The sequence below is a fragment of the Asticcacaulis endophyticus genome (genome assembly GCF_014652575.1).
In the GTDB taxonomy this organism is placed as follows: Bacteria; Pseudomonadota; Alphaproteobacteria; order Caulobacterales; family Caulobacteraceae; genus Asticcacaulis; species Asticcacaulis endophyticus.
This window is the reverse complement of the sequence record NZ_BMZB01000001.1, coordinates 709,230-734,711: the sequence shown is the minus strand read 5'-3', so window position 1 is coordinate 734,711 and position 25,482 is coordinate 709,230. Positions and strand designations below refer to the sequence as shown.

At 59.4% G+C, this 25,482-nt stretch carries 21 protein-coding genes; 8 read left to right on the top strand and 13 right to left on the bottom strand.

Annotated elements, in window-relative coordinates; translation table 11 throughout:
• Positions 1 to 103 precede the first annotated feature (103 nt).
• Positions 104 to 1,231 (top strand): calcium:cation antiporter, encoded by a 1,128-nt coding sequence (locus IE102_RS03390; protein WP_189484964.1) that lies wholly within the window; start codon positions 104 to 106, stop codon positions 1,229 to 1,231.
• Here IE102_RS03390 and greA read toward each other — a convergent pair whose 3' ends face one another.
• The 3 genes from greA to IE102_RS03375 all read right to left on the bottom strand — a co-directional run bounded on the left by greA (position 1,232) and on the right by IE102_RS03375 (position 3,565).
• Positions 1,232 to 1,711, bottom strand: a complete 480-nt coding sequence (gene greA / locus IE102_RS03385; RefSeq protein ID WP_189484963.1) for a transcription elongation factor GreA — start codon at positions 1,709 to 1,711, stop codon at positions 1,232 to 1,234.
• A 24-nt stretch (positions 1,712 to 1,735) separates the two neighbouring features.
• On the bottom strand, positions 1,736 to 2,491 hold the full coding sequence (gene kduD / locus IE102_RS03380; protein WP_189484962.1) for a 2-dehydro-3-deoxy-D-gluconate 5-dehydrogenase KduD: 756 nt from the start codon (positions 2,489 to 2,491) through the stop codon (positions 1,736 to 1,738).
• A 63-nt stretch (positions 2,492 to 2,554) separates the two neighbouring features.
• Positions 2,555 to 3,565 carry a glycoside hydrolase family protein gene (locus tag IE102_RS03375; RefSeq protein ID WP_229807540.1) on the bottom strand — a complete coding sequence of 337 codons (1,011 nt, stop codon included), beginning with the start codon at positions 3,563 to 3,565 and terminating at the stop codon, positions 2,555 to 2,557.
• Positions 3,566 to 3,843: 278 nt separating this feature from the next.
• Between IE102_RS03375 and IE102_RS03370 the strand changes: the two genes are divergently transcribed.
• A complete protein-coding gene (locus IE102_RS03370) occupies positions 3,844 to 6,183 on the top strand; it encodes a TonB-dependent receptor (RefSeq protein WP_189484961.1) in 2,340 nt (779 codons plus the stop codon).
• 44 nt (positions 6,184 to 6,227) lie between these two features.
• Here IE102_RS03370 and IE102_RS03365 read toward each other — a convergent pair whose 3' ends face one another.
• From IE102_RS03365 to IE102_RS03350, 4 genes are read right to left on the bottom strand one after another with little or no spacing between them, the layout of a single operon-like run.
• Positions 6,228 to 6,632, bottom strand: a complete 405-nt coding sequence (locus IE102_RS03365; RefSeq protein ID WP_189484960.1) for a cupin domain-containing protein — start codon at positions 6,630 to 6,632, stop codon at positions 6,228 to 6,230.
• Between the two features lie 51 nt (positions 6,633 to 6,683).
• Positions 6,684 to 7,691: an enoyl-CoA hydratase/isomerase family protein gene (locus tag IE102_RS03360; RefSeq protein ID WP_189484959.1), complete on the bottom strand. Its 1,008-nt coding sequence runs from the start codon at positions 7,689 to 7,691 to the stop codon at positions 6,684 to 6,686.
• 9 nt (positions 7,692 to 7,700) lie between these two features.
• Positions 7,701 to 8,774, bottom strand: a complete 1,074-nt coding sequence (locus tag IE102_RS03355; protein ID WP_189484958.1) for a Leu/Phe/Val dehydrogenase — start codon at positions 8,772 to 8,774, stop codon at positions 7,701 to 7,703.
• On the bottom strand, positions 8,767 to 12,207 hold the full coding sequence (locus IE102_RS03350) for an indolepyruvate ferredoxin oxidoreductase family protein (RefSeq protein WP_268247468.1): 3,441 nt from the start codon (positions 12,205 to 12,207) through the stop codon (positions 8,767 to 8,769). Before IE102_RS03350 ends, IE102_RS03355 begins: the two co-directional genes overlap by 8 nt.
• Positions 12,208 to 12,358: 151 nt before the next feature.
• On the opposite strand from IE102_RS03350, the gene IE102_RS03345 reads away from it, so the two are divergent.
• Positions 12,359 to 12,838: an Lrp/AsnC family transcriptional regulator gene (locus tag IE102_RS03345; RefSeq protein WP_189484956.1), complete on the top strand. Its 480-nt coding sequence runs from the start codon at positions 12,359 to 12,361 to the stop codon at positions 12,836 to 12,838.
• Here IE102_RS03345 and IE102_RS03340 read toward each other — a convergent pair.
• The 6 genes from IE102_RS03340 to IE102_RS03315 form a co-directional block, all read right to left on the bottom strand.
• Positions 12,835 to 13,467, bottom strand: a complete 633-nt coding sequence (locus IE102_RS03340; protein WP_189484955.1) for a DUF4142 domain-containing protein — start codon at positions 13,465 to 13,467, stop codon at positions 12,835 to 12,837. The two genes, IE102_RS03345 and IE102_RS03340, sit on opposite strands and share 4 nt — an antisense overlap.
• Positions 13,468 to 13,558: 91 nt before the next feature.
• Complete coding sequence (locus tag IE102_RS03335) at positions 13,559 to 14,455, bottom strand: hydroxymethylglutaryl-CoA lyase (RefSeq protein WP_189484954.1); 897 nt, start codon at positions 14,453 to 14,455, stop codon at positions 13,559 to 13,561.
• Entirely contained in the window at positions 14,452 to 15,618 is a 1,167-nt protein-coding gene (locus IE102_RS03330; RefSeq protein WP_189484953.1) for an isovaleryl-CoA dehydrogenase, read from the bottom strand. The genes IE102_RS03335 and IE102_RS03330 overlap by 4 nt, the downstream gene beginning before the upstream one ends.
• The gene (locus IE102_RS03325) at positions 15,618 to 17,342 is read right to left on the bottom strand and encodes an acetyl/propionyl/methylcrotonyl-CoA carboxylase subunit alpha (protein ID WP_189484952.1); all 1,725 of its coding nucleotides are present in this window, start codon (positions 17,340 to 17,342) and stop codon (positions 15,618 to 15,620) included. The genes IE102_RS03330 and IE102_RS03325 overlap by 1 nt, the downstream gene beginning before the upstream one ends.
• A 4-nt stretch (positions 17,343 to 17,346) precedes the next feature.
• Positions 17,347 to 18,126 carry an enoyl-CoA hydratase-related protein gene (locus IE102_RS03320; protein WP_189484951.1) on the bottom strand — a complete coding sequence of 260 codons (780 nt, stop codon included), beginning with the start codon at positions 18,124 to 18,126 and terminating at the stop codon, positions 17,347 to 17,349.
• A gap of 9 nt (positions 18,127 to 18,135) precedes the next feature.
• Positions 18,136 to 19,743 (bottom strand): carboxyl transferase domain-containing protein, encoded by a 1,608-nt coding sequence (locus IE102_RS03315; protein WP_189484950.1) that lies wholly within the window; start codon positions 19,741 to 19,743, stop codon positions 18,136 to 18,138.
• 164 nt (positions 19,744 to 19,907) lie between these two features.
• On the opposite strand from IE102_RS03315, the gene IE102_RS03310 reads away from it, so the two are divergent.
• From IE102_RS03310 to IE102_RS03290, 5 genes are all read left to right on the top strand, one after another.
• Positions 19,908 to 20,801 carry a LysR family transcriptional regulator gene (locus IE102_RS03310; RefSeq protein ID WP_189484949.1) on the top strand — a complete coding sequence of 298 codons (894 nt, stop codon included), beginning with the start codon at positions 19,908 to 19,910 and terminating at the stop codon, positions 20,799 to 20,801.
• Between the two features lie 158 nt (positions 20,802 to 20,959).
• Entirely contained in the window at positions 20,960 to 21,616 is a 657-nt protein-coding gene (locus tag IE102_RS03305) for a hypothetical protein (protein WP_229807539.1), read from the top strand.
• Positions 21,616 to 23,211: a hypothetical protein gene (locus IE102_RS03300; protein WP_189484947.1), complete on the top strand. Its 1,596-nt coding sequence runs from the start codon at positions 21,616 to 21,618 to the stop codon at positions 23,209 to 23,211. The genes IE102_RS03305 and IE102_RS03300 overlap by 1 nt, the downstream gene beginning before the upstream one ends.
• Positions 23,212 to 23,215: 4 nt before the next feature.
• Positions 23,216 to 24,166, top strand: a complete 951-nt coding sequence (locus IE102_RS03295; protein ID WP_189484946.1) for an AAA family ATPase — start codon at positions 23,216 to 23,218, stop codon at positions 24,164 to 24,166.
• Positions 24,167 to 24,168: 2 nt separating this feature from the next.
• Positions 24,169 to 25,476: a DUF58 domain-containing protein gene (locus tag IE102_RS03290; RefSeq protein WP_189484945.1), complete on the top strand. Its 1,308-nt coding sequence runs from the start codon at positions 24,169 to 24,171 to the stop codon at positions 25,474 to 25,476.
• Positions 25,477 to 25,482 lie beyond the last annotated feature (6 nt).

The following is a 25,482-nucleotide window of genomic DNA, read 5'->3' as shown; positions in this document are numbered from 1 at the left end:
GACCTGAAATCGAAATAAATCAATCCCTTGAGGTGGACATGACCGGCTGGATAGGGGATTAATTCTATGGGGGCGCGCTAAACGATATTTTTAAGGACTAAGCATGGCCCAATCCGGCAATCCCAACACCGCCAAGACGACCCAAACTAAGGACGTGCCGGTGCTGCCGATCTGGAGTCTGGTGGTTCCCGTGGCCGGTTTGCTCGCCATAGCGCTCCACGCCGCCTATCTGGGGCTTTTCGGGGTTATTGTCGCCGCTATCATCATGATGGGCTGCGTGCTGGCCGCCGTTCACCATGCCGAGGTTGTCGCCCATAAGGTCGGTGAACCGTTCGGGACTCTGGTGCTGGCCATTGCGGTCACCATTATCGAAGTCGCCCTTATTGTGTCGCTGATGATGTCCGATCCGGGCGAAAAGGCCACGCTGGCGCGCGACACGGTCTTTGCCGCGGTGATGATCATCATGAACGGGATTGTGGGCTTATGTCTGCTGGTCGGGGGCGCACGCCACCATGAGCAGAAATTTGTGCTACGCGGCGTCAGTTCGGCCTTTTGCGTGCTGGCGGCGATGGCGTCTTTGTCGCTGATCCTGCCGAACTTTACATCGTCCGCACCCGGCTCATTCTATTCCCCGCCGCAGCTTATCTTTGTGGCCGTGGTATCGCTGATCCTTTATGGTACCTTTGTGCTAGTGCAGACGGTCCGGCACCGAGATTATTTCCTGCCGGCCGGTGATGGCGATCTGCCGCAGGATGTCCATGCCGAACCGCCCACCCATCTGCAATCATGGATCGCGGTCGGTGCCCTGATTGTCGCCCTGGTCGGGGTGGTTCTGCTGGCCAAAAGCCTGTCGCCCCATATCGAAGCCGCCGTCGGGGCCGCCGGTCTGCCGCTGGCGTTCGTCGGGGTGCTGATTGCCGGTCTGGTGCTGGCCCCGGAAAGTCTGGCAGCCGTCAAAGCTGCCCGCCGCAACCGTATTCAAACCAGCCTCAATCTGGCGCTGGGGTCGGCGCTCGCCACCATCGGCCTGACCATTCCGACCGTGGCGGTTTTGTCCGTGGTCATGGACTGGCCGCTGGCGTTGGGGCTTGATCCAAAGTCGATGATATTATTGTTGCTGTCGTTTATCGTCTCGATCTTTTCGCTCGGCACCGGACGCACCACAATCCTGCAAGGGATAACCCATCTGGTGATCTTCGCGACCTACCTGTTTGTGACGATTGTGCCGTAATTAACGGATAGAAGTGATTTCGATCTCGGACCCTGCCGCCTGTGCCTCATCACCCACGGATTTACCCAAAAGGGCGCGGGCCAGCGGTGAGACATAGGAAATGCTGCCCTTAGCCGGATCGGCCTCATCCTCACCGACAATGCGAAAAGTCTGGGTGCGGCCATCGTCGCGTTCAATCGTGACCGTGCAGCCAAATACGACCGTTTCGGGATGACTGACCGGCGCGATGCGCTGGGCCGAGCCTAAACGCGCCGTATAATAACGCAGATCGCGCGTCGCCCGTGCCATAGCGGTGCGGTCTTCGTTGATGCTGCCCGATGCCTGCGCGGCCCCATAGGCGGCCTTGGCCTCAGCAAAGGCGGCTTCAAGTTGGCTCAGGCCCTGCGGCGTGACCAGATTAGGATGGGGCGAGATCGGCCGATCCGGCAGATTGGCGGCAGCGGCTTCGTGATCTTCGTCTTTGGTAAAGGCAACACTCATGCTGAGAGTTTAGCATGGGCCTAGTTATCGCGCCAGCCAGCCGCCATCCACCGGGATGATCGCGCCGTTGACATAGTCCGACGCCTTGGACGACAGGAACACTGCTGCCCCTTTCAGATCGTCAGGCTCGCCCCAGCGCGCGGCGGGGATACGGTCAAGGATCGCCTTGTTGCGTTCGGCGTCGGCCTGTAGCTGAGAGGTCACGTCGGTGGCAAAATAGCCGGGGGCTATGGCGTTAATATTGAGGCCCTTAGAGGCCCATTCATTGGCCAGCAGCTTGGTAATGCCCGCAATGCCCGATTTCGAGGCCGTATAGGGCGGGACGCGGATGCCGCCCTGAAACGACAGCATGGAGGCGATATTGATGATCTTGCCTGACCCTTGCGCGATCATGTGGCGGCCCACGGCCTGACACATAAAGAATGCGGATTTGATATTGACGTTCATCACCGCGTCCCAGTCTTCCTCGGTGAAGTCAACGCTGTCGGCGCGGCGGATAATGCCGGAATTGTTGATCAGGATGTCGATCCCGCCCAGGGCCGAAATCGTTGTGTCCACGATCTCAGGGATGGGTGCGGTCGAGGTCAGGTCGGCCTTGATGAACACAAACTTGCGGCCCAAAGCTTCGACCTTGGCCTTGGTTTCATCCGGCGTGTTATTACCGACAGCGGCAATATCGGCCCCTGCTTCGGCCAGAGCGACTGCCATCGCCTGTCCCAGTCCGCGATTGGCCCCGGTAATCAGGGCGCGTTTGCCGGTCAGGTCGAACAGGTTAGACATAGGATAGCTCGCAAATCATTGGGGAGGTCTGTTAGCATAGCCCCCAAAGCCCGCGGATCAACCCTATTTCGGCGGATAAAGCCGAGCGTCCACCGCGGCGTTACGATCCACGGTCAGCTTGCCGTCCGCATATTTCACTTCGGCGACCTGAATGACCGTGCGCTGGTTCCAGTACGGATCGGTTTTGGCCTGTGGTTCACTATGCTGATGGACGAAGTAATAGATAAAGGCCCGCTCAACCCCGTCCTTGCCGGTACCTACGACAATATCAGGGTGCTGGCCCTTGTTGGTGTCGGTAGGCTGCGTGCCCGGCTGCTCCAGCAGGCGATCCGGTTGCAGCGTCCAGTCGGTCGCATCATCAGAGCTTAAGGCAATCAGGCCTTTCCACGCATCGGCCACCATCCAGTAGTGCCCTTTGAAACGAAACACCTTTGGCCCTTCGGCAGCGATATCAACCACCGGCGTGTCATTCCGCACCCAGGTCTTGAGGTCTTTGGAATCAGCGGCCAACAGGCGTGAACCCTTACGCTCATCCTTGAACCACATGCGGTAACTGTCACCGATTTTGATGACGCTGGCGTCGATCACCTTATCGCCCAGATCGAGCGTTTCGCCGCAGTCCCAGGTTTTTAGATCAGAGCTGGTCAGATGCACAATCTGGCGCGGATGGTTCCAGTTGGCAAACACGCCCGGCACAACCGTCAGCCACATATGCCAGGTGTCGCCGTCCTTAAACACTTCCGGCGCCCACAGGGTCTCACCGGTGCAGCTTTGCGGAATCGCCGCCTGCCCGCCATAACGCCACGTCAGACCATCGGTCGAGGTCGCAATACCAATCGGCGTGCCATGCACCCAGCGCACATCCTTTGGGTCCGGGAATTTCAGCGACGCCCGCCGGTTGGTGTAGAACATCTTCCATTGCGCATTTGGGGTGTCATAGACAATCGACGCATCCGCCGCCCCGTCAAACACCGGATCGCGATAGAGCGGTTTAGGGGCCTCAGCCGTAGCCTGCGCCATCACGGCGGGTGCAACCGCACACATCAGCCCCACGGCCAGATATAAAGATCGCATGGTTTTCTCCCGCTGTGTTATTATTGGTCTTAAACAATCAATTCAGATCATACACAGGCAGCGATCCCCGTAAAAGTGTAAAGGTTTCGCGCATATATTTTCACTAAAGAAAAGATTCATACATCCCTGACATAAAGTGCGTCATTTTTGCATCTGCGCTATGGCAATCCGGGCTGAACATCTTTTGGTCGCAAGACTCCTTGCCATATATCCGACGGAAATTTAACAGGCCTTGCGTATAATCCGACAAATGCCACTCTTCCGAAGAAGACCTAATAATGAAAAATAATAATCTACTCCTGTCTGGTTCGCGGTTTCGTGCTTTGAGGAACGGCACGGCGCTCAGCACTCTGGCGGCGCTGGTGTTAGCCGCGCCTGTGTGGGCACAAACAGCACCGACACCGGCCCAAACGCCCGTTCAGACGACAGCCCCGGCTCAGGCCCAGCCGCCTGCGACCGAAAAGAAACCTGATGAACCGCTCAAGACCACGCCGGTTGAGGCCGAAGCGCAGGAAGGCCCGACCACGACCGTGACCGTGGCTGCCGAGCGCCCGCAAAACCGCGCCGACCGTCAGGTGTATGACCCCAAGACCGACGCCGAAACCCCGGTCAGCGTGGCCGCCGATACTCTCAATAAGGTGCCGGGCGTGGCCGTTGATCCGGAAGGCAATGTCACTCTGCGCGGATCGGGTGTGACGATTCTGGTTGATGGCAAGCCGTCCACGGCCTTGCAGGGCGAGAACCGCGCAGCCACCCTGCAATCCCTGGCGTCGGAAGACATCGATTCTATCGAAGTCATGAACAATCCGGGCGCGCAGTTTTCGTCCGAAGGTTCCGGCGGGATCATCAATATCGTCATGAAGCGCGGCCGTTTTGTGCAGCAAAAACCGACCCTTACGCTCGGCAAAGGCACGGATGACCGTTACAACGCCAATTTCTCGGCCAGCCGTCAGATCACGCCCAAGCTGATCCTGAACGGCAGCGTCAATATTCGTCACGATGGCCGCCCCAATGAATCGACCGATGACCGAAAGCGCATCAATGCCCTGACCGGTGAGACGACCCGTGCGGTCACGGAAAGCTATAACCCGCGCTTAAGCGATATGATGTCGGTTAACGGCGGGCTGAACTATCAGATCAACGACAATGACACCCTGGCTGGTAATGTCAGCTATCAGCGCCGTGAAGGCAGCAACACCGGCCTGAGCCACAGCCTGATCTATGATGTGAACGCCGTCCTGACGCAGGATTATAACCGCATCAGCCGCGGTGAAAACAACAATGAAACGGTTGAAGGTACGCTGCGGTTTGACCACAGAGGCGATACCGAAGGCGAGACCTTAAAGTTCAATCTGCGCTATTCGGAAAATACCGGCGACAGCCAGAGCGAAAACTCGACCCTCTATAGCTATGCCGTGCCCGCACGCACCGACAGCAGTGACCGCAGTAACCGCGACACCAAAGAAAAGCTGTTGAACCTGAGCGGTGACTATACCCACGGGCTATGGGGCGGGGACGCCTCGACCGGTTTCGATATCCAGAACCAGAAAAGCTACAGCCGCACCTTAAATCAGCGCACCGGCGGCACCTCGCTTATTCCGGATCAGGACACGATCACGGATATCGTGCAGACCATCAGCGCCTTTTATGTCAATTACAGCAAGGCCTATACGGATAAGCTGAGCCTCAGCAGTGGCCTGCGGGTTGAACGCACCGATGTCGAGATCAAGACCGGCACAGGCGGCGAAAGCAACTACACCAATGTCACGCCGAGTGTGAACCTGAGCTATATATTGTCGCAGGCGGAGCGTTTGCGCGTAGGCTATTCGCGCCGCATCCGCCGTCCGGGCGCTATGGAACTTGACCCGACCATTGTCTATTATAGTGATCAATACGCCTCTGCGGGTAATGCCGACCTGAAACCGCAGGAAACCGATAAGTTCAGCGTCCGTTACGAATACCAAAAAAGCGGCTACAGCTATAATGTCGAAGCTTTCTACAGCAAGGACTCAAAGGTTATTGCGCCGGTTAGCTACTATATCTCTGATACGGTACTGCTGCGCACCCGCGCCAATCTGGGTGAGCAGCAGTCCGGCGGCCTTGAAATGTCATTTGATGGCAGGCTGACGGAAAAACTGCGCATGCGGGCCTCTAGCACGGTCACCTATTTCGAGGTGCAGTCCTATGATCGTAACCTGATGCCTTATGAGCGCACCGGCACTAACGTCAGTGGACGGATAAATGCCGACTACAAGATGACGGCCAAGGACACCGTGGGCGTGAACATCAATGTGCAGGGTAAGCGCATCGATCGCGAAAGCTATACCGATCCGTTCGCCACGGCCAATGTCAACTATTCGCACCGTTTCAGCAACAAGCTGTTTCTGTCTCTGAACGTGACCGATATCTTTGAATCGGCCAATACCAAGACCTATACCCGCAGCGATACGCAGGAAGGTATCCGCGAGCGTAAGCAACAGGGGCAAGTGGCCTATCTGACCCTGCGTTATGTCTTTGGTGAGGTGCGCGGCACCCAGCCGCAAGAGGATATGCCCCAGGGCCCTCGTGGGCCGCGCGGCAACTGGGGCGGTGGCCCCGGTGGTGGCGGGCCGATGTAATCAAGTTAAAAACCCCGGTCGAAAGTCCGGGGTTTTTTGTGCGCTTAATCGACCGGATTTTTCTGAAACCAGTCAACAATCCCCGGCATATCATCCTCAAAACCGCCGGGAATATAGATATTGAGCACACCGGCACGGTCCGGCGACTGGTTTTCAAAATCGTGGATCACACCGGCGGGCACACGCACGAACGACCCTTTGGCGGCATCAATCCACTGATCCCCAACCAGAAAGGCGACGCGGCCTTCGATGACATAAAAGATGTCTTCGTTGTCGCTATGGACGTGCTTGCCCGGCCCGCGGGTATAGGGCTCAAGCCACCATTCCGAGATCGAATAGCGGCCGGAAGTTTCTTCACCATCCGATTTAAAGATGCTGGTCATGCGGCCCAGCGGGTAGCGACGGCCCTCACCGGGGCCAAGAACGATAGCGGTCTGTTCGGTTATCATACGGCAGGCCTCCGTTATAACTAAGCCTACCAACTTAAGTGTATTATCGACTTAGAACAACTCAGGTGACAGAGGTGTGAAGAGTTCCGTGATCAGCGCGTTATCGACGTCGTCCGCGTGCGCAGGCGACCAGCGCGGATTTTGGTCCCGGTCGACCACCACAGCGCGCACGCCCTCAGCGAAATCAGCCCTGCGGGTCAGGCGGCGCGCCAGCCGGTATTCCTGTATCATCACGTCTTCAAAGCGGGTCATGGCGCGGCCCATCCGCAGGTGTTTCAGGGTCACCGTCATGGATACCGGACAGCGGGTTTTGAGTATCTGCGCCTGTGCTCGTCCCCAGTCACTACCGGCCTCAAGGGCTGTGATAATCTCCGGCACGGTATCACCGGCGAATGCGCGGTTGATCTCGGCCATATGCGGCGCGTAGGCGGGTTCAGCCAAATGGGATTTGAGCAAGACGTCACTGCCATTCAAAAGCCCCGACTTAAACTCTGCCGCATCGGCCACATAGTGGGTAGCAATACCAGCAGCAACCACATCCGCCCCCTTCAACCGCGCCCCGGTCAGCGCCAGCCATGTGCCCAGATACCCTGATAATCTCGGTAAAAACCAGCCTGCGCCCACATCGGTAAACAGACCGATGGCCGTTTCCGGCATGGCAAAGACGGTGTTTTCGGTCGCGATCCGGTGCGCGCCATGGACCGAAATCCCGACGCCACCGCCCATGACAATGCCGTCCATCAGGGCGATGACCGGCTTGGGGTAGTTATGGATCAGCACGTTCAGCCGGTATTCGGCAGTAAAAAACGCTTCCATCAGCTTGCCATCGCCACCCACGCTATCGGCCAGAGCGCGAATATCACCCCCGGCACAAAACCCGCGCGTGCCCTCGGCATGGTCGATCAGGATACGCGCCACAGACGGATCATCGCGCCAGCCGCTTAAGGCTTGCGCCATCGCTTCAACCATCGCAAGGGTCAGGGCATGCAGGGCTTTGGGCCGGTTCAGCGTGATCCGGCCCACGTCATCCACCCGGCGAATAATCAGGTCTAAGGTCATGCGACCGTTTTACACGGTTTCGGTGATGCGTGTCTTTATTTGCCGCGCCGCCATCAGCCTGGCGCGCGCCAGAGTGTCGGCAACGTCCTGGGTCATGCGTCCATCGCGCTTCGCCGCCGCAAAGATACCCTCCAGACGTGGCCCGATGGCATCAACCTGAGCCCGCACCGTCGCAAGGGTCTGGCCGCCCAGATATTCGCCGCTGACCATGATGATGCCGCCGCCATTAATGACATAGTCCGGCGCGTACAGAATATCGCGATCGGCCAGAATCTCACCGGCTTTCGGTGTCAAAAGCTGGTTGTTGGCACCGCCCGCGACAATCGGCGCTTTCAAACGGGCAGCCACGTCTTCGGTAATCGCCCCGCCCAAAGCGCAGGGGGCGATGACATCGGCGTCCTGCACCAATATGCTGTCAACGCTTGTGATATCGGCCTGATAACGCGACTGCATCAGGGCCACGCGATCCGGGTTGATATCGGCCACGATCAGGCGCGCCCCGCGCTCATGCAGTTCCTGACACAGGTGGCCGCCGACGCCGCCCAGCCCCTGCACCGCCACGCGCACCCCATTTAGGTTGTCGCGGCCCAAACGAGTGCGCACCGCCGCTTCGATGCCGACGCGCACCCCGCGGGCGGTAAAGGGCGACGGATCACCCCCGACCCCACCGGCACCGGTCGCCAGCCCCGACACAAAACGCGTCTCGGTCGCGACCATCTTCATATCGGCCACCCCGACCCCGACATCTTCGGCGGTGATATATTGCCCGCCCAGACTATCGACCGCCCGACCAAAGGCGCGAAACAGGGCGGCGCGATTCTCAGAATGCACCGGCCCCACAATAACCGCCTTACCCCCGCCCAGCGGCAGATCGGCCATGGCGTTCTTATAGCTCATGCCGCGCGACAGCCGCAGCGCATCACGGCGGGCATCGCCAAAGCTGTCATAGGTCCACAACCGGCACCCGCCAGCCGCGGGCCCCATGGCGGTCGAATGGATGGCGATAATCGCCTTAAGGCCGGTATCCGGATCATCGACCTCAAGGATCTTTTCGTGGTGGTCGAAATCGGGATGATCAAACATGGTGGACTTCCTTAAGGTTAGATATTTCGGTCTTGGCAACCGGACGGGACAGGCGCGCCATCAGGGCGTCACGCTGAGACTGCATGTCCTGAATGGATTTAAGCTTGATGTGACCAAAGCCCCTGACCTCTTCGGGCAGGCGGGCCAGCGCCACACAAGTGTCGGCCCTGGCAGGCGTAAAGACGGCGCAAAGCCGGGTGATCAGTACACGGTAATCGTCGATCATCTGGCGCTCCAGACGCCGCTCTTGTGTCGCGCCGAACGGATCAAATGGCGTGCCGCGTAAAGCTTTGAAGCGCTTAAGCACGGCAAAGGCGCTGAATATCCACGGCCCGAAACGCCTTTTTTTCGGCACACCAGTCGTCGGGTCTTTGCGCGCCCACAGCGGCGGAGCCAGCCAGACACTGACCTTGGTGACGCCCTCAAACTGGGCGTCGCGCAGGGCCGTCATCTGCGGATCGGTATGCAGGCGGGCGACTTCGTATTCGTCCTTATAGGCCTTGAGCTTATAGAAATTACGCGCCACGGCCTCAGTGAAACCAGCATGGCCGGTGGCCTTGGCGCGATCCACCAGCGTCAGATAATCCTCAGCATAGGCGGCGTTTTGATAGGCGGTCAGATCCACGACGCGGCGGGCCACAAAGGCCTCAAGATCAAAGGCGGGCGACGGGGGCGCGGCCTCGGTGACCCGTCCAGCGGCATGTGCCCGCCCCAGAGCAAAGGCACGTAAATTAGCCTCGACATCCGCCCCGTTCAGCCGGATCGCCTGCGTAATGGCGGCGCGTGACAGGGGGATCAGACCGGCCTGCCAGACGGCCCCCAGCAGGATCATATTGACATAGACCGCATCGCCCAAATACCGCCGCGCCAGTCCGGTAGCTGTGATTTCGGTCAGGGTTTTGCTGGCCAGCCTGACCCGGCGCGTCATGCCGTTGCGGTCAAAACGCGTGCGGGTATCGACCGTAAAATCCGCCGTCGAAGTCAGGTCAGCGTTCAGCGCCACCACCGTCTTATCGGGATTCATCAGGGGCAGGGTCGATTTGGCGTGAGCCTGCACCATGTCGGCGGCGATGACGACATCAGCCTGACCCAGCGGTATACGCGGGCCATTGGGGATTGCCCCTTGCAGGCTGAGGCGCAGGTGGGAATCGACCCCGCCGCCCCGTTGGGCCAGACCTTGCTGATCAACGGCCGTGACTTGCAACCCGTCAATATGGGCGGCCATGCCTAGAATGGCACCCAGTGAGGTCACCCCCAGCCCGCCAATGCCGGTGATCAGCAGGTTGAAGGTAGAGGTCAAAGCAGGCGGCATCACTTCCGGTAAATCAGAAATAATGCCGGTCATGGCGTCGGCGGGCGCCCGCTTCACCTGCGCCCCCTCAAGGGTCACAAAGCTGGGGCAAAAGCCGTTCAGGCATGAGGTATCGACATTGCAGGCCGATTGATCGATCTCACGCTTGATGCCAAACTCGGTGTCTTTGGGGGCGACCGCGATGCAGGCCGATTTGACTGAGCAATCGCCGCAGCCTTCGCACACGCGCTCATTGATAAACACTCGCTGCGTCAAGGCCGGGGCGTGACCGCGCTTGCGGCGGCGGCGCATTTCGGTGGCGCAGGCCTGATCATAGAGCAGCACCGTCACGCCCTTGGTGGCGCGCAGTTCGGTCTGCACGGCCTCCAGGTCATCGCGGTGCCGGAAAGTCACGCCCGCAGGCAGGGCCGGATCATGGCGCCAGCGGTCGGGTTCCGGCGAGACAAAAACGATGCACTTCACCCCTTCCGCCGCCACCTGCGCGGCTAATAGGGCGGGTGTCAGATAGCCATCGACGGCCTGCCCGCCGGTCATGGCGACCGCATCATTATAGAGGATTTTGTAGGTAATATTTAAGTTCGCGGCGGCCGCCTGACGCAGGGCCAGTATCCCGGAATGGAAATAGGTGCCGTCGCCCAGATTAGCAAAGACATGGGCTTCATCGGTGAACGGGGCCTGACCCATCCAGGTGATGCCCTCAGCCCCCATATGGGTATAAAGCTCCGACCGGCGCGGCAGGAAGGTCGCCATATAGTGACAGCCAATCCCTGCCAGAGCGCGCGACCCTTCGGGCAGCATGGTCGAGCGCGAATGGGGACAACCGGCGCAGAAATAGGGCTTACGGGCATGGATCGGCACCGTCTGCTCACGGCTGTGGTGACGGGCCGTTAGCCTGCGAAGCCGCTCCGGTGCGACCGCGCCATCAGGCATGATATGGGCGATGGCCAGTGCGACCTCAACCGTTTCCAGCTCCAGAACCTCGGATACCAACGGGTGGCCATCAGCGTCCTTTTTGCCGAGGATGCGGGGGTGGTTGGGCAGGGGGTAGAGCGCGTTTCTTAGCTGGCTCTCAATAACGTCGCGGCGCTCTTCGATGACCAGCACGGTTTCCAGCCCACGGGCAAAGGTGGTGGCGGCCTGCGCATCCAGCGGCCAGACCATACCGACCTTCCATACCCGCAAACCGACGTCGCGGCAGGCGGCAGCATTCAGACCCAGCAGGGTCAGGGCCTCCATGACCTGATGGAACACCTTGCCCGACGCCACAATCCCAAGCCGCGCGCGCGGCGCATTGAGCGCGATCCGGTCTAAGCCATTCAAATGACCAAAGGCCACTGCGGCGGGTAACCTGAAATGGCGGTGGCGGAACTCCTTGGCCTGCGGCGGGTCAGGCACACGGATATGCAGCCCCTCCGGCGGCAGGTCTATGTCAGGCAAATTAGGTGTGCCTTCAAGCGATGGGAGGGTGATGCTGGCACCCCCATCCATCAGGTCGGAGACGGTTTTCAGCGCCACCCAGCAGCCGGCAAAGCGCGACATCTCAAGCGCCCGCAGACCAAAGTCGAGGATTTCCTCGACGCTGGACGGGGCTATGATCGGGATTTCGGCATCGATCAGGGCGTGATCGCTTTGATTGGGCAGGGATGACGACTTACACGCCGGATCATCGCCAACCAGTGCGACCACGCCGCCATAGCGCGACGTGCCGGCCATATTGGCGTGTTTGAGCGCGTCGCCTGAGCGGTCAACGCCGGGGCTTTTGGCGTACCACAGACCAAATACACCGTCTTTTTTGGCGCCTGAAAATAGCGGCACATGCTGCGATCCCCACACGGCCGCCGCCCCCAGGTCTTCGTTGACGGCGGGCTGAACGACGATATCGGCGGCGTCTAAATAGGCTTTGGCCTGTTCAAGTTGCAGGTCGTAGGTGCCGAGCGGTGAGCCGCGATAGCCGGAGATAAAGCCGCCGGTATTGAGCCCGTTCAGGCGGTCGAGGGCGGCAATCATCAACGGCAGCTTCACCAACGCCTGCACGCCGGTCATATAGGCTGGCCCGCCACTCAGCCTGTATTTATCCTCAAGCGTCACACCGGTGCGCATAGGCGTTTCCTGTAACTTTATACGGCTTGAGAAGCCATGTGTTTTCAGGACAGATTAACCCCATATAAGCAAAATTACTTTCTGATCATTGCGCGCATTGCACAAAAATCCGGAATGAAATTCTGAAAATATATGTTATCGTAGAATAAAACTAATAGCCGGAAACAGGGAAATGCCGAGAACCACCGACACCAAAGGTCTGGACGAGACCGACCGGAAAATCCTCAGATTGCTGCGCACAAATTGTCGGCTGACGACGCAGGAAATCGCCGATCAGGTGGGGTTGTCGCAGACCCCGTGCTGGTCGCGGATCAAGCGTCTGGAGGAGGCCGGGGTCATATCCGGCTATGTGGCCATCCTTGATCAGGCCAAGGTCGGACGGCCCGATACCTTTATCGTCGAGGTCAATCTGGAAAACCATGATGATGAAAAGATCGAGAACTTTTCACGACACCTTCAGCAATTGCCCGAAGTGATCGATGTCTATCTGACGACCGGCGAATTCGACTATGTGATCATTGTCGCGGTCGATGGACCGGAAGGCTATGAGACCTTCCTGCGCAAAAAATTATTGAAGTTCGAGGGCATAAAACACACCCGCTCGATCTATTGCCTGCGCCGCCTCAAGCGCGACGTATCACCTATGATTTAGGCCTCAACCGGCTGCGGAACCGACAGATCAAGCGCCTGAAGCTGGCTAAGCCTTGCCTGAAGGCGCGGGATATTGCGAGCGGCATAATCCTTGAGCGGGCCGGTGGCATCATCGCGGACATAGGCTTCGAATACCGACACCGCCCCCTGATAAACGGTTTGCCCCACATCGACAAAGGTTTGATCAAAACCAGCGGCTTTGGCATGCTGCAGATCGTCGACCCAGCCATGATAGATCGGTTTAAAGTTCGATTTCTTTTCGCTCACGCCCGAAGATGGGCTCCGCGAGGGCGGCGAACGATCGCCGACGCCCGGTCGGGCGCTTTCGCTCGATAAAACGTCGTTTTCTCTCGCCACATCCATGATCTCAATCAGGTCGCCGGTGACGTCACCTTCTTTTTCGAGCACATGGTCGGCAAAGGCGCGTACATCGTCATTGGTGGATTTTTCAACCGCCAGACGGGCCAGACTGCTTTCAAAGGCGTTCAGGCTGCGGGCGGTTTTCAGGAAGGTCTCATCCGATACCCGCGCCAGACGTTTGCGCAGGCGGTGCAGGCGCACATCCTCCGCCAGGCGCAAGGCAAGGCCCGCAATCCCTAAAATACCCGCCGCAAACTTCAGATGACGCATAATGCAACCCTTAAGCAAACCTGCATCTGGTTATAGGGGGCTAAATATAAGTTTTGAATGGGACTCAAACGCGCTGACCGTCAATACCAACTTAACGAGCCTTAGCCATAGCCAGTTTCGAGCGCGGCGCATGACCCAGCGCTTCGCTGATAAACCATGCCGTCTCTATGATGGCGTCAAGGTCAACGCCGGTCTCGATCCCCAGCCCGTTCAACATATAAAGCACGTCTTCGGTCGCGACGTTGCCTGATGCCCCCGGCGCATAGGGGCAACCGCCCAGCCCGCCGACCGAGGAATCAAAGGTGGCAATGCCGTAATCGAGCGCGGTTAGAATATTGGCGAGCGCCTGCCCATAGGTGTCATGAACATGCACGGCCAACCTGTCCGCCGGAATATGCGACAAGACCTGATCCAGCAGACGCGCCATATCGGCCGGTGTTGCAGCCCCGATGGTGTCGCTTATGGCCACCTCATAACAGCCCATGTCGATCAGGTTTTGCGCCACATTTAACACCGCTTCGGGCGCAATCCTGCCTTCATAGGGGCAGACAAAAGCGCACGACACATAGGCCCGCACCGGCACCTGATCTTTTTCAGCCGTGGTCAGAACGGGTGCAAAACGGATCAGGCTGTCTGCGATCGTGGCATTGATGTTTCTCAGGCTGAAGCTTTCGGAGGCCGAGGCAAAGACCGCGACCCGGTCAGCCCCCGATGATATCGCCCGCGTGTAGCCGATGAGGTTAGGGGTCAGGGCGCTATAGCTCACCCGCGCATCCCGCGCAATACCGGCCATGACCGCCTCAGCGTCGGCCATTTGCGGCACCCATTTGGTAGAAACAAAACTGGCCGCTTCGATGTGCGTCAGACCCGCTGCCGACAGACGGTTGATCAGGTCGATCTTGACCGGCACAGGCACCGTGACCGCTTCGGATTGCAGGCCGTCACGCGGGCCAACTTCATAAAGAGTGACACGGGTGGGGCGGGTCACTTCGTATCCTCAAACAGTTCACGCCCGATCAGCATCCGCCGAATCTCGGACGTCCCGGCCCCGATCTCGTACAGCTTGGCGTCGCGCCACAACCGGCCCGTGGCATATTCGTTGACATAGCCATTGCCCCCCAGACACTGGATCGCCTCACCCGCCAGCCAGGTCGCTTTTTCTGCCGCATAAAGTATGCAGCCCGCAGCGTCCTTACGCGTGGTCTCCCCGCGGTCACAGGCCTGCGCCACCGCATAGACGTAAGACCGGCACGCCCCCCAGGTGGTGTACATGTCAGCCAGCTTGCCCTGCATAAGCTGAAACGTGCCGATCGACTGACCGAACTGCTTGCGCGCATGGACATAGGGCATGACGATATCGAGCCCCGCCCGCATGATCCCCAGTGGCCCGCCCGACAGCACCACCCGCTCATAGTCCAGCCCTGACATCAGCACATTGACGCCGCGCCCGACCTCACCCAGCACATTTTCCACCGGCACTTTGCAATCTTCAAACACCAGTTCGCCAGTGTGGGAGCCGCGCATCCCAAGCTTATCGAGTTTCTGCGCCACGGAAAAACCTGTGAAACCCTTTTCGACCAGAAAGGCGGTCAGGCCGCGCGCGCCGCCGTGCGGATCGGTGCGGGCATAGACGACTAGCACATCGGCATCGGGGCCATTGGTGATCCACATCTTGGTGCCGTTCAGCACATAATAATCGCCGCGTTTATCCGCCCTGAGCGTCATCGACACCACGTCCGACCCCGCCCCCGACTCGGACATGGCGAGCGCACCGATATGCTCACCCGATATCAGCTTAGGCAAATAACGGGCCTTCTGATCGTCGTTTCCATTGCGCACAATCTGATTGACGCACAGGTTGGAGTGGGCGCCATAAGACAGGCCGACCGAGGCCGAGGCGCGTGAGATTTCTTCCATGACGATGGTGTGGGCCAGATAGCCCAGACCAGACCCGCCATAGACTTCGGGCGCCGTGATCCCCAGCAGACCAGCCCCCCCCATCCGTCGCCACAGGTGCATGGGAAACTGATCCTCACGATCGGCCGTGGCCGCCAGCGGTGCAATCTCACGCGCGGCAAAGCGCGCCGCCAGATCGCGCAGGGCCGTAATATCGTCATCATGGCCAAAGCTCAGATGTGGGAAATCAAACATCAGGCAACTTCCTCATCGACAGGGGTGATGGTCATCAGCACATCGTGGCCGCACACCTGCTGACCTATAGTGGCGCTCAACCTCGTCACCCTGCCGTCGCAGGGCGCTTTCAGGGTGTGCTGAAGCTTCATGGCCTCCAGCACCAGCATAGGCTGGCCCCTGGTGACGCGGGCATGCTCAAAAACCTCGACCGCCACCACCAAACCCGGCATGGGGGCCTCGATCACCACAGGACCGGTCGGGCGCTGAACGGCGTGTGCGGTAAAACGGCGTAGATCGGGTGGACTGACCGGCGGCTGATTGAGCCACCAGCCATCGGTGGCTCCCCACGGTGAATTTGGGTCTGACAGCGATTTATGCTGCGCAATATCCGGCCACGGGATCATCAGGTCTTCGCGGTGCCGTTCGATAAAACCGGTATCAATCTCTCCCGCCACAAACACGCGTGCCGAGATCAACCGGCGCAGAAAGCTGAGGTTGCTGGTCAGTCCCTCGACCCGCGTATCGATCAGAGCCTGACGCAAACCGGCAATCGCGGCGGCCCGATCCTTACCGTGCGCAATGAGCTTAGCGATCATGGGGTCGAAATAGATACTGACCTCATCGCCTGCCTGCACGCCGGTATCGATGCGGATGCGGTGCGCAAACTCCAGCCGGGTCAGCGTACCGGCTGAGGGCATGAAATCGGCATAGGGGTCTTCGGCATAGAGACGGGCTTCAATCGCATGACCGGTCTGGGTGATCTGAGCTTGCATCAGCGGCAGGGGTTCGCCGCGCGCCACCCGGATCTGCCATTCGACCAGATCAAGGCCGGTGATCATCTCCGTCACCGGATGTTCGACCTGAAGCCGGGTGTTCATTTCCATGAAATAGAACTGGCCCGTATCCGTATCGAGGATGAATTCAATCGTACCGGCACCCTGATACTGGATGGCCTGTGCGGCGCGCACGGCGGCATTGTGCAGGGCATGGCGAGTGGCATCACTGAGGTCAGGAGCAGGGGCTTCTTCGATCACCTTTTGATGGCGGCGCTGCATCGAGCAGTCACGGTCAAACAGGTGTACGACCTGCCCGTGGCGATCCCCAAACACCTGCACCTCCACATGGCGGGGGCGGGTGATATATTTTTCAATCAGCACCTTCGGGTCGCCAAAGGCTTTTTTCCCCTCGGCCTGCGCGGCGGCCAGGGCGTGGGCAAAATCCTGCGGCCCGTCGACGCGGCGCATCCCTTTGCCGCCACCGCCAGCCACAGCCTTGATCAGCAACGGATAGCCGATACGGTCGGCGGCCTGTTGCAGGGTATCAGCCGACTGATCGTCGCCATGATAGCCGGGGGTGACCGGCACACCGGCTGCCTCCATCAGCGCCTTGGCCGCGCCTTTGAGCGCCATGGCCCGCATGGATTCTGGCGACGGGCCAACAAAGATCAGGCCTGCCTCAGCGCACATTTCGGCAAACTCTGCATTTTCCGACAAAAAGCCATAGCCGGGGTGGACGGCATCGGCACCGCAAGATTTGGCGATCTCGATAATCCGGTCGCCCCGCAGATAGGTCTCGGTCGCTGTCACCCCACCCAGAGCATAGGCTTCATCGGCGTCTTTCACGAACACAGCGCGGGCATCGGTGTCAGCATAGATCGCCACCGTGCGGATACCCATCCGCTGACAGGTGCGGATGATGCGGCAGGCGATTTCGCCGCGATTGGCGATCAGCAGTTTGCTCATCGGGTTAGTCATTGGGCACCCAATCGGCTTTGCGTTTGCCAAGGAAGGCGGCCACGCCCTCCATGCCCTCAAATGAGGCCCGGCGCGCAGCAATACGGTCGGCGCACACGCTCAAAAGATCGTCATCTATGGCTTTCCCCGCCACATCGGCCAGCAGGGTTTTAACTTCCGCCATCGCCTTTGGCGCATTGCGCAGCAGGGTGGCGATCAGGGTCGTAAGCGTCGCCTCCCCATCCGCACACACCTCATGGATCAGGCCGATGGACACGGCGGTTATGGCATCAAACGCCTCGGCGCTGATCATGTACCGGCGGGTCTGTGAGGGGCCGATCTTAGCCACCACGAACGGCGATATCACCGCCGGGATCAGGCCCAGCCTAACCTCGCTAAGCGCAAAGCTGGCATCGGGGGCGGCAATGACGATATCGCAGCACGCCACCAGCCCTACGCCCCCGCCGATGGCCTTACCGCGCACCAGCCCGATCACCGGTTTAGGGCAGGCGTTGATGGCCGCAAACATGCGCGCCATTTTCAGGGCGTCTTCGCGGTTTTCGGTTTTCGGTTTGGCCGCCGAGGCCGCCATCCATTCCAGATCAGCACCGGCGCAGAAATTAACGCCGGCATGGGTCAGGACGATCACCCGGACGTTTGTGTCCCGCCCCAGCAGGGTGAAGGTGTCTTCCAGATCATCGATCAGGCGGGCATCAAAGGCATTATGCCGCTCAGGCCGGTTGAGGATGACGCGGGCAATGCCATCAGCGATATGTAGCGATAGGGACGACATGCTGTGACCTCACATCCTGAATATACCAAACCGGGTCGGTTGAATCGGGGCATTCAAAGCCGCCGACAGCGACAACCCCAAGACCCGGCGGGTGTCAGCAGGGTCGATCACCCCGTCGTCCCACAGGCGCGCCGATGCATAAAAGGCATGGCTCTGGGCCTCGAACTGTTCGATATAGGGGGCCTTAAAGGCGGCCTCATCCTCTAGCGACCATGTGCCGCCTTTGGCTTCAATGGCATCGCGTTTAACGGTGGCCAGAACCCCTGCCGCCTGTGCGCCGCCCATGACCGAAATACGCGCATTGGGCCACATCCACACAAAGCGCGGATCAAAGGCCCGTCCGCACATGCCGTAATTACCAGCCCCGTAGGAGCCGCCGAAAATCAGGGTCAGCTTAGGTACATTGGCACAGGCCACCGCCGTCACCAGCTTTGCACCATCACGGGCAATGCCTTCGTTTTCGTATTTTTGGCCAACCATAAAGCCGGTGATGTTTTGCAGAAAGATCAGCGGTATGCCGCGTCCGGCGCACAGTTCCACAAAGTGCGCGCCTTTTAAGGCACTCTGCGAAAACAGCACCCCGTTATTGGCAATAATACCTACCGGATAGCCATAAAGATGGGCAAATCCGGTAATCAGGGTTTCCCCATAAAGCGGCTTAAACTCATCAAATTGCGAACCATCGACAATGCGACCGATCAGTTCGCGGGCATCGATAGGCTGCTTTGGATCGGCCGGGATCAGGCCGTAAAGTTCCTCAAGGTCATACGCCGGTGCCTGCACCTCCCGTACCGCCACAGATACCGTTTTTGTGCGGTTCAAATGGCGCACAATTCGCCGCGCGATCTGTAGGGCCTCGGCATCATTATCGGCCAGATGATCGGCCACGCCTGAGCGTCTGGCGTGCACATCGCCACCGCCTAAGTCTTCGGCGCTGACCACTTCACCGGTCGCGGCCTTAACCAGCGGCGGCCCACCTAAAAAGATCGTCCCCTGATGGCGCACGATGATGGTTTCATCCGACATGGCCGGCACATAGGCCCCGCCCGCCGTGCAACTGCCCATCACGACGGCGATCTGCGGGATATTGCGGGCTGACATCTGCGCCTGATTGAAAAAGATGCGGCCAAAATGATCGCGATCAGGAAAGACCTCGTCCTGATTAGGCAGGTTGGCGCCGCCGGAATCGACCAGATAGACACAGGGCAAATGGTTGGTCAGGGCGATTTCCTGCGCCCGCAAATGCTTCTTGACCGTCAGCGGATAGTAAGTGCCGCCCTTAACCGTGGCATCATTGCACACGATCATGCACTCGGTGCCTTCGATCCGGCCAATGCCGCAGATGATCCCGGCGGACGCAACCTGTTCGGCGTAAACCCCATGCGCCGCTAACGCTCCGATTTCCAGAAAGGGCGAGCCCTGATCGATCAAGGCGGTAATGCGATCACGCGGCAAAAGCTTTCCACGGGCGACATGGCGGTCACGGGCAGCGGCGGGCCCGCCCTCAGCTATGCGGGCGGTGAGCGCGTGCAACTCCGCCGTCATGGCTTTCAGCCGCGCGGCATTGGCGCGAAAACCCTCAGAGGCGGTATCGATGTCGCTGACCCAGATGGTCATGTGGATTCCCTGTATTTACCCGTAGGATAGCCATCTTGTTGAAATTGATAAAATCGATTATAAAAATAGAATTGATAGAAATTTTCTATTCATACTGGTGCAAACATGCCTCCCTCCGCCACGCCTTTGGCGCGCCACCTCCCACGCCAAGGCAGGGGAGTATAATGGACCCTTACCTGCTGCGTTATTTTCTGGCGGTGGTTGAAACCGGCTCATTTTCCAAGGCCGCCAGTGCCTCGTCCGTGACCCAGCCCACCCTGTCGGCCGGGATAAAACGGCTGGAAGAGACGGTTGGGGCCGCCCTTTTTGTGCGCAACAATAAGCGGGTGTTTCTGACCACCGCCGGGGCGCGGTTCCTGCCCCGCGCCAAGACCATCCTGCATGAATGTAATCTGGCTCTGGCTGAAGTGGCGCAAGGTGTCACGGCACCGGTACTGCGGCTGGGCGTGCTGCATACCCTGCCGTCACAACGGATCGCGGGCCTGATCAAAAGCGTTCGTGCGATACATCCGAACACGCAGTTTGAACTGTCGGATGGCACCGAGCAGGAACTGCTCAACCGCATGGATGAGCGCGGCATCGACTTTGCGCTGTCGATCCGGCGGGTTGAGGATGACCGTAGTGTGCCGCTTTATCGTGAGGGCTATAGCCTAGTGCTGCCGCCGGATCACCCTTTGGCTGGCGCGGGCACGGTACGCGGCGAAGACATGGCTGATCAGCCGATGATCGTGCGATCTTTCTGCGAAGTTCTGTCTGAAACCAGCCGCTATTTCACCGACCGCAATGTGCGACCGCCACTGGTTTACCGTACCCGCCATGATGAGCGCGCGCTGGATATGGTGTCGGCAGGGGTTGGTGCCACCGTCATGCCCCAAAGCTATCAAACCAGCTATCAAAATGGCGCCGCCGCTTTTGTAAATCTGGAAGGGTTTACGCCGACGCGTCAGATCGGACTGTTCCGGCCGCGCCATGAATTGCCACAAGCCGTGCGCGCGATTGCCGATGACTTTATGCGGCAGGCTGAGGACTATTTTCAGTCCACGTATTTTCGGGCATAAATTACCGTTAAAGGCCGCCTGCGTCCAATTGCCGATTGACCCAAATATGTCCTCAGCCTATGGTCGTGGGGTGGGGAGAGGTTATGGGGCTTAGGCTTTCCGACAGTCAGACAGACGCGAGCGTTTCCGCATCGGCGGCCGCGCCTGTGGGCGTGTCTGTGACCCCGGAATCTGTGACTCAGGATCAGGCCCGCAGCCTGATTGATGACGTCAATGGCAGCGGCTACATCCAGACCCACTTCGCCCAGGTTAACCCGCCTAAGACCGAGATGCCGCAATGGCTCAAAGATGTGCTGCACTGGCTGGGCGATGTCATCACCGCGATCGGCAAGATCATGGCACCCCTTGGGCCCATCCTGCCCTGGCTGATTTATTTTCTGGTGTTTGCGCTGGCGGTACTGGTGCTATCGCCGTTTGTGCGGATGCTGATCCGTCAGCAGATTGAACGCTTCCTCCCGCGCGATGTGATGAAACCTGAGACGATGTGGCGGCCCACCAAAGACGCCGCTGCCGCCCTGTTGCACGATATCGACGCGCTGGCGGCCAAGGGTGACTATGATGAAGCCGTGCATTTGCTGTTGCTGAGGTCGGTGGCCGATCTGAACGCTTACCGGCCCGATCTGGTGCGCAGCCATTATTCATCGCGCGATATCTTAAGCCATCCGCTGCTGCCATATGATGCGCGTCCGGCATTCGGGGAAATTACGCGCTGGGTTGAAATGAGCTATTTCGCCGGTATCCGTGTCGGGCGCGAAGGGTTCGACGCCTGCCGTCAGGCCTATGTCGATTTCGTCGCCATCGAAGGGATCGGCTGATGAAACTTAATCTCCGCCTGCCCCCGCTTAATCGTCTGCTACCGATGATCGTCGGCCTGTTGTGCGTCGGCCTGTTTGCGACGGCGGCCCTGATCCTGATTTCGCCGTCCTTCGATCCGGACAGCCCGCAGTCAGCCGATGCCGGCGCGATCTCACCGCACGGCTTTAAAGGTATCTATAAACTGCTCGATGCGCGCGGTTACCGCAGCGATATCAACCGCCGCGAAACCGGCCCGCAACAGCGCTATGATCTTGAGATCATCACGCTTGAAGATGTCGATAGCGTCTTTGCGCTCTATGCTTTGGAAATGCCTGCCGCTGATACGATTGATACTGCTGAAAGCGGGCAGACGGCGTCTTCAGCGAGCGCGGAGGAGGCGGCATCCGAAGATAGCTCGGACCGTGAATATGAAGCGATCCTCGCCCGACGCAAGGTGGCCGAAACGCGTGCCTCAGTCAGTGGCCCCGAAGACATAGGTGAAGCCACCCGTGGCGCGGATAAGGCCAAATCCGATCACATCCTTTACGACGCGCAAGGGGACGCTGTCCTGATCGTACTGCCGAAATGGCAGGCCGCACCTCACCGCACCCGTCCGCGCTGGTCGCAAAACGAATGGACGCAGCCTTACAGCACTTTGCTTGATCTGATGCGATTGCTGTCGGACACCCGAACCGAAACCTCGGATCTGGAAAAATCCGGTGAAAAGATGATCATGACGCGGCCTGTGGTGCCAGTCGATTATCAGTTTGCCCGCGCCCCCACCAAGGTCTCGCGCACCCTGACCCTGCAACCCGCATCGGGCCAGACCCTGTTTACGGCTCCGCTTAAGGCCGGTAAGATCAAGGGCCTGCAATCGGTCGTGGCGACGCCTAAACTCACCCCGATCCTGACCGGCCCAAAGGGCGAAATCGTGCTGGCGCGCGTTAATGCCCTGCCCGGTGAAAAACCATACACACATCCGGTCTATCTGCTGACCGACCCCGACCTGCTCAATAACCAGATTTTGGGCGACCCGCAAAAAGTCGTCACGGCCCTGACCCTGATTGACGCTGTACGTGGTAAATCGGCCACCCCGCCGTCGGTTGTGTTTAACCTCACCTTCAACGGCCATTCGGTCGACAAAAGCCTGCTGCACCATATCGCCACCCCACCGTTTATTGCCGTGCCTTTGGCCTTTATGGTGCTGGGGCTGGGCCTGATGTGGGCGGCCTTTGCCCGCTTTGGCCCCGCCCATGATATGACCAAATCGGCACCGCTGGGGCGCGGGGTCAGCATACTGGCGGACAATGCCGCGCGCCTGCTGGGCAAGGCCGGACGCGAGCCGAAACTGGCCCCGCTCTATGCCCAGATGATGCGCGATGCGGCCCTTAAAGCGCGCGGCTATATGGGCCACGCCACCCTGTCGTCCGATGAACTGGCCGATCAGTTGAGCGCGCGCACGGGGACCACCGAAACCTATAGCGCCATCGCCCGCGACGCGACCAAAGTGACCACGCCTGCCCATCTCATCAGCCTGTGTCAGCGCCTGCATCAATGGCGTCTTGAGACGGGCGATATCAAACCCCGCACCACCCCATCCAAAACGGAGAGCTGACACCGTGCAAATATCCGACATTAAATCCTTAGCGGACCAGCTCAGGGCCGAAATCGCCAAGGCGGTGGTGGGCCAGGCCGATACGGTCGAGCTTATGCTGGTGGCGCTGTTTTCGGGCGGCCACATCCTGCTCGAAGGGCCTCCCGGCACCGCCAAGACCCTGTTGGCGCGGGCCTTTTGCCAATCGCTTGATCTGCGCTTTGGCCGCATCCAGTTCACGCCGGATATGCTGCCCGGCGACATTCTGGGGTCGAACCTGTTTAACTTTCAGACCTCCAGCTTTTCGCTCAGCAAAGGGCCGATTTTCTGCGATCTGTTGCTGGCCGACGAAATCAACCGCACCCCGCCCAAGACTCAAGCCGCCCTGCTTGAGGCCATGCAGGAGCGGTTTGTGACGCTGGATGGCACCCGCCACGATCTGGGGGCGCGCTTTACGGTCATTGCCACCCAGAACCCGATTGAACAGCAGGGCACCTATCCCCTGCCCGAAGCGCAGCTTGACCGGTTTTTGTTCAAGCACATTTTAAGCTACCCCAGCATCGAGGAAGAGCGACGCATCGTCAGCCTGTCGGGCAATGCGGCGGCGACCGATACTACGCTGAATATTTCCCGCGTTATCGATGCCGCAACACTGGCTCAGGCCATTGATGTGGTGGCGCAGGTTAAGCTGAATGACGCCAATCTCAACTACATCGTCAACCTGATCCGGGCCACCCGCGAAGTGGCGCAACTGAGCGTCGGCGCGTCACCGCGTTCGGGCGCGCTGCTGGCGCGGGCCGCACGGGCGCGCGCTACACTGGATGGTCGTGACTATGTGCTGCCCGATGACATCAAGGCGCTCTATGCCCCCTGTATGCGCCACCGTGTGCTCTTATCGGCGTCGGCGGAGATCGAAGGCGCCAATGTCGACAGCGTGCTGCAAAGCCTGCTGGAACGCGTTGAGATCCCCAGATAGTCATGTACCCCACCGCCCGCCTCATTACGATCCTTGTCCTGTGCGTCGCCTTAAGCATCGTGCTGGCTTTGGCGTGGCCGCAAGGCTGGGTCTGGGCGCCGCTGGTCATGCTTGGGGTTTTGGGGCTTTCGCTGTTTGACGGGCTATTTGCGCCCTTGTCACGCACACTTAAGCTCGACCTGAAAACCCCGCGTAGCATGGGCGTGGGCCGTGACTATGTCTGGCCATTCAGCCTGACCTTCACGGGCCGCAGACCGGGTGCGCTTGAGGTGCGGTTTGGGGCCAATCACCTGCTGATCGTCAGCGATACCGCGCAAGCTATCACCGATAATGAGGGGGCCTTCCACGCCGAACTGGCGCTCAAGGCCCATGCCCGCGGCGTGGCGGTTCTGGAGGATATCCATATCCGTTATCGCGGGGTTCTGGGGCTGATCTGGATTCAAAAGCGCCTGACGCTGGATCGCCAGATCGTGGTCACCCCGGACATCGAAGGTGTACAACACGATGCGTCGGAGCTGTTTTCCTACGACAGCATTTACGGCGTGCGCGTGCAGAACCAGTTGCACAATGGCTCGGAATTTCATGCCCTGCGTGAATATGATGCCAGTCAGGACCCGCGCCGGATCGACTGGCGCTCCTCGGCCCGCCACCTCAAACTGTTGTCGCGGGAGTTTCAGGCCGAACGCAATCATCACATCGTACTGGCCTTTGATACCGGGCGGCTGATGGGAGAGCCACTGCTTGGCATCAAACGGCTGGATCGGGCGCTCTATGCCGGACTGTTGCTCGGCTATTGCGCGCTGAAAATCGGCGATAATATCCGTAGCTTTGCCTTTGCGTCACAGCCCTATCACATCGCCCCGCAGGTATCGGGCATGCAGGGCTATGAGGTGTTGAAACATCAGCTATCGTCCCTGTCGGACATGGCCGAAGAGTCCAATCATACGCTGGCTCTGGCCGATCTTAATTCGCGCATCGGGCGACGGTCGCTGATCGTGCTGTTTACCGATTTTATTGACGAAATCAGCGCCGACCTGATGCTGGAGGCGCTCAACCGCCTGTCGAAAAAGCACGTTATCATCTTTGTGGCCTTCCGCGACGAAGTGCTCGAAGATCTTGCCGCCAAACCGCCACTCACGCCCGAAGATGTCAGCCGCGCCATTTTCGCCCAGCGCCTTTTGACCCAGCGCGAAACCGTCCATGCCCTGCTGCGCCGGCAGGGGATTGAGGTGCTGGAGGCGCCGACCGAGCAAATGGCCACGCTCATCGTCACCAAATATCTGGCGCTCAAGCAAGCCGACCGGTTGTAGGAGGAT

Bases quoted from the DNA above. Each gene is read 5' to 3' on its own strand.
- IE102_RS03345 (WP_189484956.1), top strand. From the start codon at position 12,359: ATGCCGAGAACCACCGACACCAAAGGTCTGGACGAGACCGACCGGAAA.
- IE102_RS03325 (WP_189484952.1), bottom strand. From the start codon at position 17,342: ATGAGCAAACTGCTGATCGCCAATCGCGGCGAAATCGCCTGCCGCATC.
- IE102_RS03390 (WP_189484964.1), top strand. From the start codon at position 104: ATGGCCCAATCCGGCAATCCCAACACCGCCAAGACGACCCAAACTAAG.
- IE102_RS03315 (WP_189484950.1), bottom strand. From the start codon at position 19,743: ATGACCATCTGGGTCAGCGACATCGATACCGCCTCTGAGGGTTTTCGC.
- IE102_RS03290 (WP_189484945.1), top strand. From the start codon at position 24,169: ATGTACCCCACCGCCCGCCTCATTACGATCCTTGTCCTGTGCGTCGCC.
- kduD (WP_189484962.1), bottom strand. From the start codon at position 2,491: ATGTCTAACCTGTTCGACCTGACCGGCAAACGCGCCCTGATTACCGGG.
- IE102_RS03310 (WP_189484949.1), top strand. From the start codon at position 19,908: ATGGACCCTTACCTGCTGCGTTATTTTCTGGCGGTGGTTGAAACCGGC.
- IE102_RS03330 (WP_189484953.1), bottom strand. From the start codon at position 15,618: ATGTTTGATTTCCCACATCTGAGCTTTGGCCATGATGACGATATTACG.
- IE102_RS03370 (WP_189484961.1), top strand. From the start codon at position 3,844: ATGAAAAATAATAATCTACTCCTGTCTGGTTCGCGGTTTCGTGCTTTG.
- greA (WP_189484963.1), bottom strand. From the start codon at position 1,711: ATGAGTGTTGCCTTTACCAAAGACGAAGATCACGAAGCCGCTGCCGCC.
- IE102_RS03375 (WP_229807540.1), bottom strand. From the start codon at position 3,565: ATGCGATCTTTATATCTGGCCGTGGGGCTGATGTGTGCGGTTGCACCC.
- IE102_RS03365 (WP_189484960.1), bottom strand. From the start codon at position 6,632: ATGATAACCGAACAGACCGCTATCGTTCTTGGCCCCGGTGAGGGCCGT.
- IE102_RS03300 (WP_189484947.1), top strand. From the start codon at position 21,616: ATGAAACTTAATCTCCGCCTGCCCCCGCTTAATCGTCTGCTACCGATG.
- IE102_RS03320 (WP_189484951.1), bottom strand. From the start codon at position 18,126: ATGTCGTCCCTATCGCTACATATCGCTGATGGCATTGCCCGCGTCATC.
- IE102_RS03355 (WP_189484958.1), bottom strand. From the start codon at position 8,774: ATGTTTGATCATCCCGATTTCGACCACCACGAAAAGATCCTTGAGGTC.
- IE102_RS03340 (WP_189484955.1), bottom strand. From the start codon at position 13,467: ATGCGTCATCTGAAGTTTGCGGCGGGTATTTTAGGGATTGCGGGCCTT.
- IE102_RS03360 (WP_189484959.1), bottom strand. From the start codon at position 7,691: ATGACCTTAGACCTGATTATTCGCCGGGTGGATGACGTGGGCCGGATC.